Annotated in this window: 14 protein-coding genes; 7 read left to right on the plus strand and 7 right to left on the minus strand. The window is 59.6% G+C overall.

Annotated features, from left to right (window positions below; translation table 11 throughout):
- Positions 1-343: 343 nt before the first annotated feature.
- From LMG28727_RS22345 to LMG28727_RS22355, 3 genes are all read left to right on the plus strand, one after another.
- Positions 344-979, plus strand: a complete 636-nt coding sequence (locus LMG28727_RS22345) for a DUF429 domain-containing protein (RefSeq protein ID WP_201644496.1) — start codon at positions 344-346, stop codon at positions 977-979.
- Between the two features lie 91 nt (positions 980-1,070).
- Positions 1,071-1,706 carry a lysozyme inhibitor LprI family protein gene (locus tag LMG28727_RS22350; RefSeq protein WP_201644497.1) on the plus strand — a complete coding sequence of 212 codons (636 nt, stop codon included), beginning with the start codon at positions 1,071-1,073 and terminating at the stop codon, positions 1,704-1,706.
- Positions 1,707-1,936: 230 nt separating this feature from the next.
- Complete coding sequence (locus LMG28727_RS22355) at positions 1,937-2,365, plus strand: YciI family protein (protein ID WP_201644498.1); 429 nt, start codon at positions 1,937-1,939, stop codon at positions 2,363-2,365.
- Positions 2,366-2,446: 81 nt separating this feature from the next.
- Here LMG28727_RS22355 and LMG28727_RS22360 read toward each other — a convergent pair whose 3' ends face one another.
- The 3 genes from LMG28727_RS22360 to LMG28727_RS22370 all read right to left on the minus strand — a co-directional run bounded on the left by LMG28727_RS22360 (position 2,447) and on the right by LMG28727_RS22370 (position 5,223).
- Positions 2,447-3,439 (minus strand): TRAP transporter substrate-binding protein, encoded by a 993-nt coding sequence (locus LMG28727_RS22360; RefSeq protein WP_201644499.1) that lies wholly within the window; start codon positions 3,437-3,439, stop codon positions 2,447-2,449.
- Between the two features lie 428 nt (positions 3,440-3,867).
- Entirely contained in the window at positions 3,868-4,251 is a 384-nt protein-coding gene (locus LMG28727_RS22365; protein ID WP_201644500.1) for a nuclear transport factor 2 family protein, read from the minus strand.
- A gap of 30 nt (positions 4,252-4,281) precedes the next feature.
- On the minus strand, positions 4,282-5,223 hold the full coding sequence (locus LMG28727_RS22370) for an aldo/keto reductase (RefSeq protein ID WP_201644501.1): 942 nt from the start codon (positions 5,221-5,223) through the stop codon (positions 4,282-4,284).
- Between the two features lie 379 nt (positions 5,224-5,602).
- On the opposite strand from LMG28727_RS22370, the gene LMG28727_RS22375 reads away from it, so the two are divergent.
- Positions 5,603-5,743, plus strand: a complete 141-nt coding sequence (locus tag LMG28727_RS22375; RefSeq protein WP_201644502.1) for a hypothetical protein — start codon at positions 5,603-5,605, stop codon at positions 5,741-5,743.
- 167 nt (positions 5,744-5,910) lie between these two features.
- Here the strand turns inward: LMG28727_RS22375 and LMG28727_RS22380 are convergent, their stop codons facing one another.
- Both LMG28727_RS22380 and LMG28727_RS22385 read right to left on the minus strand, forming a co-directional pair.
- On the minus strand, positions 5,911-6,747 hold the full coding sequence (locus LMG28727_RS22380; RefSeq protein ID WP_201644503.1) for an alpha/beta fold hydrolase: 837 nt from the start codon (positions 6,745-6,747) through the stop codon (positions 5,911-5,913).
- Between the two features lie 194 nt (positions 6,748-6,941).
- Complete coding sequence (locus LMG28727_RS22385; protein ID WP_201644504.1) at positions 6,942-7,898, minus strand: LysR family transcriptional regulator; 957 nt, start codon at positions 7,896-7,898, stop codon at positions 6,942-6,944.
- Between the two features lie 121 nt (positions 7,899-8,019).
- Here LMG28727_RS22385 and LMG28727_RS22390 point away from each other — a divergent pair, with 121 nt between their 5' ends.
- The 3 genes from LMG28727_RS22390 (at position 8,020) to LMG28727_RS22400 (ending at position 10,112) form a co-directional block, all read left to right on the plus strand.
- Positions 8,020-8,772: an SDR family NAD(P)-dependent oxidoreductase gene (locus LMG28727_RS22390; protein WP_201644505.1), complete on the plus strand. Its 753-nt coding sequence runs from the start codon at positions 8,020-8,022 to the stop codon at positions 8,770-8,772.
- A 105-nt stretch (positions 8,773-8,877) separates the two neighbouring features.
- Positions 8,878-9,603 carry a pirin family protein gene (locus LMG28727_RS22395; RefSeq protein WP_201644506.1) on the plus strand — a complete coding sequence of 242 codons (726 nt, stop codon included), beginning with the start codon at positions 8,878-8,880 and terminating at the stop codon, positions 9,601-9,603.
- A gap of 320 nt (positions 9,604-9,923) precedes the next feature.
- Positions 9,924-10,112: a hypothetical protein gene (locus tag LMG28727_RS22400; protein WP_201644507.1), complete on the plus strand. Its 189-nt coding sequence runs from the start codon at positions 9,924-9,926 to the stop codon at positions 10,110-10,112.
- Positions 10,113-10,243: 131 nt separating this feature from the next.
- Here LMG28727_RS22400 and LMG28727_RS22405 read toward each other — a convergent pair whose 3' ends face one another.
- Entirely contained in the window at positions 10,244-11,023 is a 780-nt protein-coding gene (locus LMG28727_RS22405; RefSeq protein WP_201644508.1) for a dienelactone hydrolase family protein, read from the minus strand.
- 346 nt (positions 11,024-11,369) lie between these two features.
- Entirely contained in the window at positions 11,370-12,773 is a 1,404-nt protein-coding gene (locus LMG28727_RS22410) for an MFS transporter (protein WP_201644509.1), read from the minus strand.
- Positions 12,774-12,858 lie beyond the last annotated feature (85 nt).

The following is a 12,858-nucleotide window of genomic DNA, read 5'->3' on the forward strand; positions in this document are numbered from 1 at the left end:
CTGGATCGTGCGATTTCCGATATCGTCGCTCAGCGTGCGGACATCGTGCCTAGCCGCGCTTGCTCGATCCGTCCTATCAGCGACAAGTCGCGACACTTCTCTTCGTTAACCAGCGGCGGTCGACGGCCACCGTTCAACGGCGCAAACATGACCGCAACGCAGGCATTATTCCTGCGCGTGAGGTAAATAAAAGTAAGGGAAGTTTTCTATCGGGTTTCAAACCTCCATACTTTATGCCAGTCGCGACTGCGCGCAGACGTTTTCAGATCGACAACCGAAGCAACGGCTCAGGATCGAAAAATCGCATGCCGACACCGATCCCATTCAATTCGAGGGCCATTGGATGAAGTCCAGACGAGCAGTAGCTGGAATCGATATCGGCGGAGACAGGAAAGGAAATCACCTTGTTATCCTGCGTGGCACCGAAATTGTGTGCAACGTCCACAAGGAAACCCCGGAGCATATGCTCGAAAAATGCGTTGAGTTCGACGTAGCGGCAGTGGGCATTGATGCACCCTGTCAATGGCGAACGGGTGAGGCCGGAAGACAAGCCGAGAAGGCGCTCGCGCGCCAACGAATCTTCTCGTTTGCCACACCGACTCGCGAACTCGCCATGGCAAGTCAAAGTGGATTCTATCGGTGGATGTTCAACGGCGAGCGCATATATAACGCGCTCACGCCGCACTTCCCGTTATATGGGGGGCACGAAAAAATCGTCGACAAGGTGTGCTTCGAAACATTTCCCCACGCGATAACCTGCGCGCTGCTCAAGAACGAAGTCGCTTCTGCGAAGCAAAAGCGGACTCAGCGCCGGCAAATTCTTGAAGAGGCGGGAATTCAAACGACGTCGCTAAGGTCTATCGACGAGATCGACGCGGCGCTATGCGCACTGACCGCGAATTTCCTGCTGGAAGGAAAGGTCGTGGCGCACGGCGACGAGTCAGGCGGATTCATTGTGGTGCCCGCTTCCAGTCGCTAACGTGGCCGCGATGAGGTTCGCCAATCCCACATCGTCAGTCGCGGGCCGGCAAGCGCCGTTCGGTCACAGCAATCACATTCCAGGAGTACAGGTGCATCCAAGACGATATTTGATCTTGCTGCTGACAGTAGCAGCGTTGGGTTCAACCGCCGCAATGGCGAACGATATTCAATGTGCTACCACGCAGCAACCGGCTGAGCGCGTCATATGCGATCACGCGATTCTGAACAATGAATACGACGATATCTTCTCGCAGCAGCAGGCTCTGCTAAACGCGGGAAAGCTGTCGCCGCAACAGCTCAGCCAGTGGCGGCAGTCGCGCAACGCGTGTACTGACGTGCATTGCATCGACGGTGTCTTTGCGCGGTGGACAGCGATGACCCGATCTGTCGACGTCACGCCGCAAGCGGCGCAAGCACCCGCGATGGCCTCGTCTACCGAACTGGCGCCGGTCGGACCTGCACCGGATGCGGTTCCGTCCATCGCGTCTCCAGCCATTGCAACGTCGGAAGCCTCGCTGGTTCACCAGGGCAGCGCGGCCGGTGTAGCGCTTCCGCAACCGGTTGCGCCACCCGCCTCGTCAGCCACAGCGGCGTCCGCTGCGTCCAGTCCGACTGACTCACGCAGCGGAACCGGCATGGGCATCGGCTTGATAGTGGCACTGCTTGTCATAGCCGGGGCCGGCGTTCTCTTTGTGCGTCGAAAGAGGGGTGGTGGCGGCAGTTGAAAAACTCGCCAGCCGAGTGGATCACGTTATTCAGTGACGCAGCCGCTTGCGATCCCGTGGATAGTCGCAGCGTCACACCACACGCGATCGCCTGCTGGTGAAGCGAAGATCCACCCACGTGCGGTATTTTGCTCCTGTCGATTTTCGCTACCGTCATCCGTCGTCGTGGTAGAGGCAGCGATTGCCTCTCCACCCACTCTTACATCGATCGTTTTCTCAGGAGAAGCGCAATGCGAGTCATGGTCATGGTCAAGGCGACCCCCGAATCCGAAGCCGGGCAAATGCCGAGCATGGAACTCATCGCGGCGATGGGCAAGTTCAACGAAGAGTTGGTCAACGCGGGCATCATGCAGAGCGGCGACGGACTGAAGCCGAGCTCGAACGGTGTACGCGTGAAGTTCTCCGGCAAGGACCGAACCGTCTATGACGGTCCGTTTGCCGAAACCAAGGAACTGATTGCCGGATACTGGATCTGGCAGGTTCAATCAATGGACGAGGCCATTGATTGGGTACGCCGCTGCCCGAATCCGATGACAAGCGACTCGGAGATCGAAATCCGGCCGTTTTACGAAGCCGCGGACTTTGGCGAAGCTTTTACGCCAGAGCTTCAGGAGGAAGAAAAACGTCTGCGACAGCAAATAGACGCGCAGAACCGCTAATACAGTATGGCGACGCAGTGCTGGCCGCGTCGCCATACCTTTCACCGCGCAACGTGTTTCTGCGCTGCGTTACATCCGAACTTATTTGACTGCCTGGATTTCGTCAGCGAGTTGCTTCATTTGCGGGGTCTTTTCGTACTTCGCCCACACCGGCTGCATTGCCTTCACGAAAGCAGGACGGTCGATCTGCGATGCGGCGACAATCGTCGCCCCGCCGCTGGTCACCGTCTTTGCTGCGTCGGCTTCACGCGCGGTCCACAGCTTCTGGTAGTAAGGCACCGAGTCAGCCGCTGCCTTCTTGATGATCTGCTGCTCTTGCGGCGTCAGCGTGTCCCACACCTTCTTCGAGAACACCAGCACTTCCGGCGTCATCGAATGCTGCGTTTCCGAATAGACCTTCGCGACTTCGAAGTGCTTGCCTTCGTCATACGTCGGCAGATTGTTTTCCGCTGCGTCTACCAGACCCGTCTTCAGACCTGTGTACACCTCGGCCGTCGGCATCGGGGTCGGCGTGCCGCCCATTGCCCGGATTTCATCGACCATCAGGTCCGACGGTTGCACGCGTACTTTCAGGCCCTTCATGTCGGCCGGCGAATGAATCGCGTGCTTCGCGTACATCGAACGTGCGCCGCTCTCGTAGAACGTCAGCGCGATCATGCCCTTCGCCTGGAATGCGTCGAGAATCTTCTGGCCTTCCGGGCCGTACATGACCTTGCGGAAATGGTCGATGTCGCGGAACAGGAACGGCAGCGACGGAATCATCGATTCCGGCACGATCTCGTTGAACGCTGCACCGTTGGCGCGAGTCATGTCGAGTGCGCCAATGCGAACCTGGTCGATCGTGTCGTTTTCCGAGCCCAGCGCGCTGTTGCCGAACACCTTCACGGAATCCTTGCCACCGGTTGCCTTGTTGATCTCGTCACCCATGTACTTCACGGCCATATTGGTCGGATAGGTGTCGCCGTGCACGTCCGCGACGCGGAACACGCGCGCATGCGCGGACACGGTGCTGAATGCGAGCACCGAAGCGGCGACGATCATCGAAACACGGGAAGCGGCAAATTTCATTTTCATCGTGACTTTTTCAAAATAGAGCATCCGATGGATCGCGGATGCCTCGACAGGGTCTTAACGCGCAGCAAGGCGGAGAAAGATGCGCGGCATTGTTCTGGCTATGCGGTCGCGTTCATTTCGCCCTGACAGCTTGACGGGTGGCCAGCACAACAGGCTTGCCCTTGAGACACACGAGTTGTATGACAACGTACAAAGTTTATAAAGCTTGATGTAAGTTGTATATACCGTGTTTACCCGCGATGGAGGGGGCGAGATTAGCGCACCGGCGCATTTTGACGGGGACGTATCGCACGCTGGAGCTTAAATAGCAGATCGCCGTGCCTGAAGAGCGGCATGTCCTTACGCGAAAAATGCCGAAGTAGTGTGAAGCGATATCACACTGGTTGTACGACGAGTGAACACAGGATCGCGCTATCGCTCCTGCCGCGTCACGGGATCTTCTGCACCCATTGACTCCGCCAATCCGGCGCTTCGAATGATTCTGAGAAGTACTGGGTCTCGTGAACGACTTTGTCGTCGCGAAACTCCATCACACTGATTGTGTAAGCAGAGCGCCCGCTATAGGTAATGGTGTATTCCGTGACCCAAAGATGACCGTCCCCCTGAATTCGCCGGATCGCGAACCCTGACGGTTTGTCCGGGTGATGCCCTCGCAACGCCTGCAAATTGACGCGCCCGAGGATTCGCTCACCCGACTGCGGATAGTCACAGACGACATCGTCATCGTAAATGTCATGTTCTGCGTTGAGATCGCCGTCCGCCGATGCGCGCCAATGGGCATCGAGCGCGCCACGTATGGTCTGTTCCTGCATGGAATACCTCCGGATACCGTTCACCTCGATCTACTGTGTGCGTCGCGGAATAAATCCGGGGCTGCCTGTTTTGACGACTTCGTTGTACCGCTGCCTCGTTTCGATCCGGTTGATCTCGTCGAACGCCTCGATCGGGAGTGCGGAGATATCGAAATTTTCCCGCGCGCGGGCCGTTGTCTTCGGGGTGGTGAGCAACGCTCCGCCACGTTGGATCGCCCAGGCAAGCAGTACTTGTGCGGGTGTTTTTCCAATTCGCGCGGCGATCTGGGAGATAACTGGATCCTCAACCGGCCCCGGCCTGATTCCATGTCCCAACGGTGCAAACGCTAGAAACACGATCCCTTTCTCTTTGCAGAATTCCAGCAATTCCGTTTCCGGAAGATAAGGATGCGCTTCGACCTGCACCGCCGCGGGCTTGATTCGTGCCGATTCATAAAGAGGCTGCAAGTCGTTTAGACCGATATCGGAGAGCCCTATCGCACGGCACTTTCCGTTGTCGACAAGATTTTCCATCGCTCGCCACGTCTCCAGCAGCGTGACGCCTTTGTCGTAGATGACCTGGCCGCTTTCATCGCGTGGGTCCTGCTCATCACCCGGTTGAAACGCAAACGGCGTGTGTATCAGATACAGATCGAGATAGTCGAGTCCAAGCCTTTCGAGACTTGCGTCGCAAGCCGGCTCGACACGCTCCGGCCGATGATTGGAGTTCCACAATTTGGTGGTCACGAACAGATCTTCGCGGGCGATTCCTTCTGCGGCAACTTCGATCCGTAGCGCCTCGCCCACTTCGCGTTCGTTCCGATATCGCTCGGCGCAATCGAGGTGCCGATAGCCGGTTTTCAGTGCGTCTCTGGTCGCGCTGATCGTCGTAGCGGGATCGGGAATCAGCGTGCCAAACCCAAGCGCGGGCATGGCGCCGCGTCCGTGGGCAAGCTCGATCTTTTTGCTGCGGAAGTCGGACGTCTCAGCCATGGAAGCACCTCGGCACTGTTTCAATGCGTTGCGATGAACGATTGGCGTGCGGGCCTACAGGGTGACGGGAGGCCTATGAACAGAAGCGCCAACGTACTCGAGTACTTGCGTCGGCTAACTGCCTTGCGCCTTACTGGCAGCGCCGACTTCATCACTTCGGCGATGGCGCGGGAGCCAGAATCGCCGCAATAAGTTGACACGGGAAAAACGTTGGCCGGAAGGCTTCTTCTTTGAGGCTGTGGCGAAGCTGAACTTGCAGAAAATAACGGCGCCAACGAGACGCCCACCAACGCAGGTCGTTGGTCAAGTGTAGCAAAGGAGTGGCCGCGACGTCCGGCCAAAACACCTGCGTGAAAAAGCGCAACTAGCGGGTTCCAGCATGGCGCAGCCGAAGCTGGACGCGGCCGCGTTGGTGGCCTGCGCGTCAGCTCTCGACGCGCGACTGAACGCGATATGCAGCCGTAACCTGAAGCGCAACTTCGCCATTGTCGCGACCGTCGGCATCGCGCGGTCGGCGTAATTGCGCTTGGCGTTGACGCCTTCGTGCACAGCGTCTGCCTGTTCATCCCGGCAATCACTGCAGCGGGGGCAGTCGCGATGAAAATCCCTCGCAGACGCAACATCGCTCATTGTCTGCATCCACTTCCGAGTAAGCCCGCAACCGCGAGCCCACTCCGTCGGTTGAACTTATGCCTTCACGAAAGCAAGCAGATCGGCGTTAAGGACATCTGCATTGATCGTCAACATGCCGTGCGCATAACCCGGGTAAGTCTTCAACGTACCGTTTTTAAGCAGTTTGATTGACTTGAGCGCCGCATCGGCGATCGGCACGATCTGATCGTCTTCGCCATGGAGCACCAGCGTCGGCACCGAGATCGACTGCAGATCGGCCGTCTGATCGGTCTCCGAGAATGCCTTGATGCCGTCATAGTGAGCTTTGGCGCTGCCCATCATGCCCTGCCGCCACCAGTTCTGAATCACCCCCTGATGGACCGTCGCACCGGGACGATTGAAACCATAAAAAGGACCGGCCGGGACGTCGACGAAGAACTGTGCGCGATTGTCGGCAAGCCCCTTGCGGAAGCCGTCGAAAACGTCGAGTGGAAGACCTTCAGGGTTCGCTTCAGTCTTCAGCATCAGCGGAGGAACCGCGCTGACCAGCACCGCTTTGGCCACGCGCCCGGCCGGTTCGCCATGCTGCGCCACATAACGGGCCACCTCGCCGCCACCGGTCGAATGGCCGATATGGACGGCATTCCGCAGGTCGAGTGCTTCGACCACAGCAAAGGCGTCGGCGGCGTAGTGATCCATGTCGTGGCCGTCCGACACTTGCGACGAACGCCCGTGGCCGCGTCGATCATGAGCAATCACACGATAACCGTTTGCGACAAAGAACAGCATTTGCGCATCCCAGTCGTCGGAAGACAACGGCCAGCCATGATGGAATACGATGGGCTGTGCGTCTTTAGGGCCCCAGTCTTTGTAGAAAATTTCGACGCTGTCCTTCGTTGTGACGTACGGCATGGTCATTCTCCTTTCTGTTTTGGGCAACAGCCGGACACCATCATCCGGCACCAGTGTGACAAGCCACCAGGTGTGACGATCAACCTAAGAAGCAAACTGCTGAATACGACGGAGAGAGAATACGGACACCAGAATCATCGCGGAAGACTTTGTTCCGCAACCGACCGTTGCACTTTCGCAATGATCTTCAACGCTCAGCTGCGACCCCCAGCGACGACGCGGGCGGGGTCTATCGTACCGCCTCTTAACCAGACTGGCTCCGACAAGTGTTCGGCGAAATAATCCGCGAGCGCGGCAACCTTCGCCGGACGCGAGCGGGCGGACGGCGTAACGAAGAATAGGCCACCTCGCGTCAGATGCCAGTCGGTCAGGATAGCTTCGAGCCGACCATCGGCAAGATATTCTCCGGCGATGAACTCGGGCAGTTCGGCAATCGCGAGCCCTGCAAGCAAGGTGGGCACCAACGCATCGGCGTTGGTCACCCGCAGCGGGCCGACCGGGGTGATAGCGCACTCCTCGCCGGCATCGTTGGTGAATCGCCAGAGATCACTGCGCGCACGGTAGGCGTAGGACAGACAGGGTCTGCCGTTCAGGTCCTGTGGATGAGCCGGACGCCCGCATCGCGCCAGATACCCGGGCGCCGCCACGACTAGCTGCGACACCGAACACAAGCGCCTCGCGACCAGCGACGAATCCGGCAACGCGGCAATCCGCAACGCGGCGTCGAACCCTTGCGCGACGATGTCGACCGTCGCATCGGACAGGTGCAGGTCGACCGACACTTCCGGATACGCCTGCAAGAACCCCGGCAACAGTGGCGCGACCCAGCGCAAACCAAACGACATCGGCACGGCAAGACGGATCAGACCGCGTGGCTGAACCGACATCTCACGTGCGGCGCTCTCCGCCTCTTCGGCACGCCGATAGATGTCGCCGGCTGTCTCGGCGATCGTGCGGCCGAATTCCGTGAGCGCCAGCTGACGCGATGTCCGGTTGAAAAGCCTCGCGCCGAGCCGCTCCTCGAGCCGGGCGACACCCCGCGAAACCGTGGCAACCGACACCCCCATCGTCCGCGACGCCGCCGCGAACGACCCCTCTTCGGCCACCTTGGCGAACATCGCCAGTCCTTCGAAATCCGGCAGTTTGGTCATTTCATTTTTGCAATGATGGTTTGCAACCAATTCTATTTCGAAAGGATCAACGCGTCGATATTCTTCTCACATCGCTTCACCCCCTAACGAAATCCAATCACGTAATCGAAGGAGCAACATCATGGCACGCAAGCTCGAAGGCAAGATCGCGCTGGTTACCGGCGCCACCAGCGGCATTGGACTGGCTACCGCTCAACGTTTCGCCGAGGAAGGCGCACACGTGTACATCACGGGCCGGCGGCAGGCAGAACTCGATGCCGCTGTCGCTGCGCTCGGCAATGCGACGGGGGTCCGCGTCGACTCGTCGAAGCCCGACCAGCTGGACATGTTGTACGAGCAGATTCGCGGCGAAAAGGGACGTCTCGACGTGCTGTTCGCCAACGCTGGCGGCGGCTCGATGCTGCCGCTTGGTGAAATCACCGAAGCCCACTATCGCGACACGTTCGACCGCAATGTCATGGGCACCCTCTTCACCGTGCAAAAAGCGCTGCCGCTGCTCGCCGAAGGCGCCTCCGTGATTCTCGCTGGCTCGACGACGACCATTGAAGGGACCGCCGCATTCAGCATCTATTCCGCGTCGAAAGCCGCGGTGCGCGCATTCGCCCGTAGCTGGATTCTCGACCTGAAGGATCGCAAGATCCGCGTCAATACGATCAGCCCTGGCGCGACGAGGACGCCCGGTCTGGTGGAACTCGCGGGCCCCGACACGGCACAACAGCAGGGCTTGCTCGACTATCTTGCCGCGCGCATCCCGATGGGACGGGTCGGCGAACCGAAGGAAATCGCGGGCGCAGCATTGTTCCTCGCGTCGGACGACGCGAGCTTCGTGAACGGCGCGGAACTGTTCGTCGATGGTGGGCAGGCGCAGGTCTAAGCGCCGTCCGGCGAGCCTGACGACGTCGCGGACAAAAGGCGCTGGCCTCGCTGCTGCCGCCTTTTCGATCCGCGAGCGCTCAACTCATCAAATGGAAGTGACAACGTGATTGAACATCGCCCTTTTGAAACGCTCGGCCGTATCGAGCGGGACTGGCTGACAACCGGGCTGCATTTCCGGTTCGGCGAAATCGGCCCGCCTGAGCACGCCCCCGTTGGGGCGCTCTACGTATGGAACGACGATGAGTTCGCGCCGCACTCGGGCTTCGGCATGCACCCGCACCGGAATGTCGAAATCGTGACCTATGTGTGCAGTGGCGCCATCACTCATGAAGACGACTTTGGAAATAGAAGTCGCCTTGACGCAGGTGACGTTCAGGTCATGAGCGCGGGAACGGGTGTGTTTCACTCAGAACGCAACGAAGAACCGGTGCCCACACGACTGTTCCAGATCTGGCTGACACCGCGCCGGCGCGACGGCGAACCTCGCTGGGCTACCCGGCAGTTTCCGCGAGAGCAAGAGGAAGCACAGTTGCTGCCACTCGCAAGCGGAGACGCTGCCGATGTGCGTGACGGTGCACTTGAAATCAACGCCGATGCGAGATTGCTTCACGCTGCCATGCTTGCTGGGCAAACGCTTGAATATGCACTACCTGCGGGCGGGCAAGCCTATCTCGTGGCAGCGACCGGACGTCTCGATGTAGCCAGCGTTCGACTCGCTGCACGAGACGGTGCGGCGATCATGGGTGAGGATCGAGTCAGCGTGAGCGCCATCGACCGAACCTCCGTTTTTTTGCTCGAATTGTTGAGCGAGTTTCCGCAGTCGGAGTGAGGGGCCTGGAAGGTCTCCCTCCAGTCGGCGCAATGCTAGTGTTGCCTGCTCTCGGGATTGCCGGACTGTTGCCCTGGTTCGCACAGCAATACCCAACCTGTTCACCGCCTCCCAACAGATGGAAAACGCATCGCCTCATCGATACCGCAGTCAAATACCGCAAACGCACTGCGCGCCGTCACCCTTCTCCGAACTAACGAAACATGCGGACCGCCATGCCGTTTGGCATAGCCATTGCATAACAGGCTGCATGGACGGTGACGTTCATCAACTGCCGGGGCGGCATGCCATTACCCCGTTATTCACGAAGGAGAATCGAGATGTGTACTCTAATGATCGGCGATCTGTCTCTCATGAAAGACCTTGATCGGCAAACTATGGCCAACGTGCATGGCGGCGAAGGCAAGACGGTGGCTCAGGTCGCAGCCGAAACCGTCACGATGCTGAATCAGATCGCCTCGGGTCAATGTGAGTTTTCCAGTACCGGCAAGTCGTACGTGTGCTACTGAAAGACTGGAGTTTCACGTGATGACTGCTGTGCGAAACAGCAGTCATCACGCAGAGCCGCGAATAGCGATACAACAGACCGAAGGCCGGCTTCATGGCCGACCTTCGGTCACTCAAGCGTGAAGCTCTTAACTTAGCCGAGCGTTCGCGCGTAGAGCGCGAACAGCTCGTTCCAGCCGCGTTCGGCCGCCGGTGCGTCGAAGACCGGCATGTCCGGCTTCATCCAGCCGTGCATCTTCCCTTCGTACAACTCGCTCTTGTGCTTCACTCCGGCTTCGGTCAACGCAGCGTCGAAGCGTTGAGCCATTTCGGGCGGATAGCTGTGGTCCTGATCTGCTGCGGCGATGAGTACTTCGGCCTTGACCTTGGGCAACTGCAGGTGCGGGCTCGTTGGCAGGTCGGTGGCCAGATTGCCGCCGTGGAAGCTCGCCGCAGCCGACACGCGATCCGGGTACCAGGCCGCAGCCGTCAACGCCATGCCGCCACCCATGCAGAAGCCGACCGTGCCGACCTTGTCGCCCTTCACGTCGTCACGGCTGTCGAGATAGGCGAGCAGTGCAGCGGTGTCGCCGGCCGCCTTGTGATTGTCGGTGCTAGCCATCATCGGGCCAACGGTCGCGCGGAAATCACCCTTCAGGACTTCCTTCGGATCAAGCGGTCCGTATGCGCCCAGGCCGTAGTACAGATCGGCGAGCAGCACGACATAGCCCTGGCTGGCAACATGGCTTGCCATCTGGATCATGGCGGGGCGGATGCCAAACGCGTCCATGTAGAAGATCACGCCGGGCCACTTGCCTTCGCGTTGGGGCGTCAGCACCCATACGTTGCAAGCACCGTCCGTGGCCTGCACGGTGATCTGACTCTGGTTGACGCCGTAAGCGTTCACGGATACGGCGGCGTTGGTATTGGACATCGAAAAAATCCCGGTCATAGAAAGATAAATGAAGGCTTGTGAGGCGCTTTCGTGGCAGCCCGGGAGTGTAAGACAGACGAAGAAAAGCTGCTCTGCGCCCGGCATCGCGGAGACTGACGGCGCGTGAACAATCGCGGCTACGGCGGGTGATAGGTGCCGTTACTCACGGGCGAATCACGCAGAGGACCGCTTCAGCAGTAGCCGGGTTGCCTGAGCGTGACGCCAAAGAAGGTGGCGGCACGCAAAACGCCGGGGCGCCAGGGCGCCGCGTCGTCTAACGGAAGTGGGTAGTTGAGCGCGACAGTCCTCGATGGGCCGTTCGGAGCCGATCACATGATCAACGGCTTCAGCGCGGAAGCCCTTCGCAGACCGCGCCCGCTTGTTCCTTCGAAGCTGAATTTTTCAAACCAGAGATTGATAGGACTACGCCGGCGAGCATAAAAACCCCGGCCAGCATGACGGACGTATGCAGGCCTCTGACAAGATCGCCGGCCGTTCCGACGGCGAGCGATCCGAAGACCCCCACTCCGAGCGCGCCGCCGATCTGGCGCGCCGTGTTCAGCACGCCAGAAGCGATGCCGACGGATCGCGAATCGACATTTTCGAGCACCGCGGTATTGATCGACGGTACAGCCAGCGCGACCCCAACACCAATCGCGAGCAAGGGCGCCGTGATCGCCAGGTAGCTGCTACTGCTGCCGATCAGTCGGAGTGATAGAAGGCCAATCGCCGCGAGCGCCTGGCCGGCCACCATCGGAATGCGGTAGTCAAAGCGCGCGGAGAGGGCACCGGATGTGAGGTTGGCCACGGTGACGACAGCGGTCATTGGCAGGAAAGCCAGACCCGTTTCGAAGGGCGTATAGCCGCGCACTCTCTGAAAGAAAAGGCTCATCGCGAACATCAGTCCGTAATAGCCGAAGTTGAGCGACAGCCCTATCACCGAACTGACATTGACGGCCGGTATCCGGAATAGCGAAAGCGGAAGCATCGGATGCCGTTGCCACTTTTCGACCAGCACGAACAGAACGCCGAACGCAACGAAACAGCCGATTGCCGTCCGCACAGCCGCATCTCCCCAGCCCAGCCTTCCGCTTTCGACGACGGCGAACATCAGCGCGGCAAGCGCAACTACCGCCAGCAGTTGCCCGGTCAAATCGAAGCGACGGCCTGTGTTACGCACGGTATCGGGAGCATAAGCCCGCGTCAGCCAGATGCCGGCGACACCCACCGGTACGTTGATCAGAAAAATACTCGGCCAACCGAAACAGTCGACCAGCGCCCCTCCCACGACAGGACCGGCGCCGAGCGCCAGCGCGGCGGTCCCGGCCCAGATACTGACGGCCTTGGCTCGCGCCCGCGGATCGGGAAAGCTCGCGTTGAGCAGCGACAGCGACGACGGCACGCACAACGCAGCCCCAACGCCCTGTGCGACCCGCGCTGTGATCAGTGTGGCCGCCCCGGTTGCGAAGCCACAGGCGACCGACGCCACAGTAAAGAGTGCGAAGCCTCCGATAAACACGCGTCGCGCCCCCAGCCGGTCACCGAGCGCACCGGCGCTAAGCAGAAGGCAGGCGAACGCGAGCGTGTACGCATTGAGCACCCACTCGAGCTCGGTAGCGCTGGCAGATAGGCCTTCCCGTATGCGCTCGAGCGCGACGTTCACCACCGTCACGTCCAGACAGATGATGAAGAAGCCAAGGCTCGCGGCGAGTAAGGCAAGGCGCGGCGATCGCGTCGATTGTGTGTGCATGATGAGGGGGCTGGGTGGGTCGTGACGCGAACGGAAAGATCGAGCGTCGGCATCACCACTTTAATTGCCCCGTCAATCTTGATAA

The sequence above is a fragment of the Paraburkholderia metrosideri genome, assembly GCF_904848625.1.
Taxonomy (GTDB): domain Bacteria; phylum Pseudomonadota; class Gammaproteobacteria; order Burkholderiales; family Burkholderiaceae; genus Paraburkholderia; species Paraburkholderia metrosideri.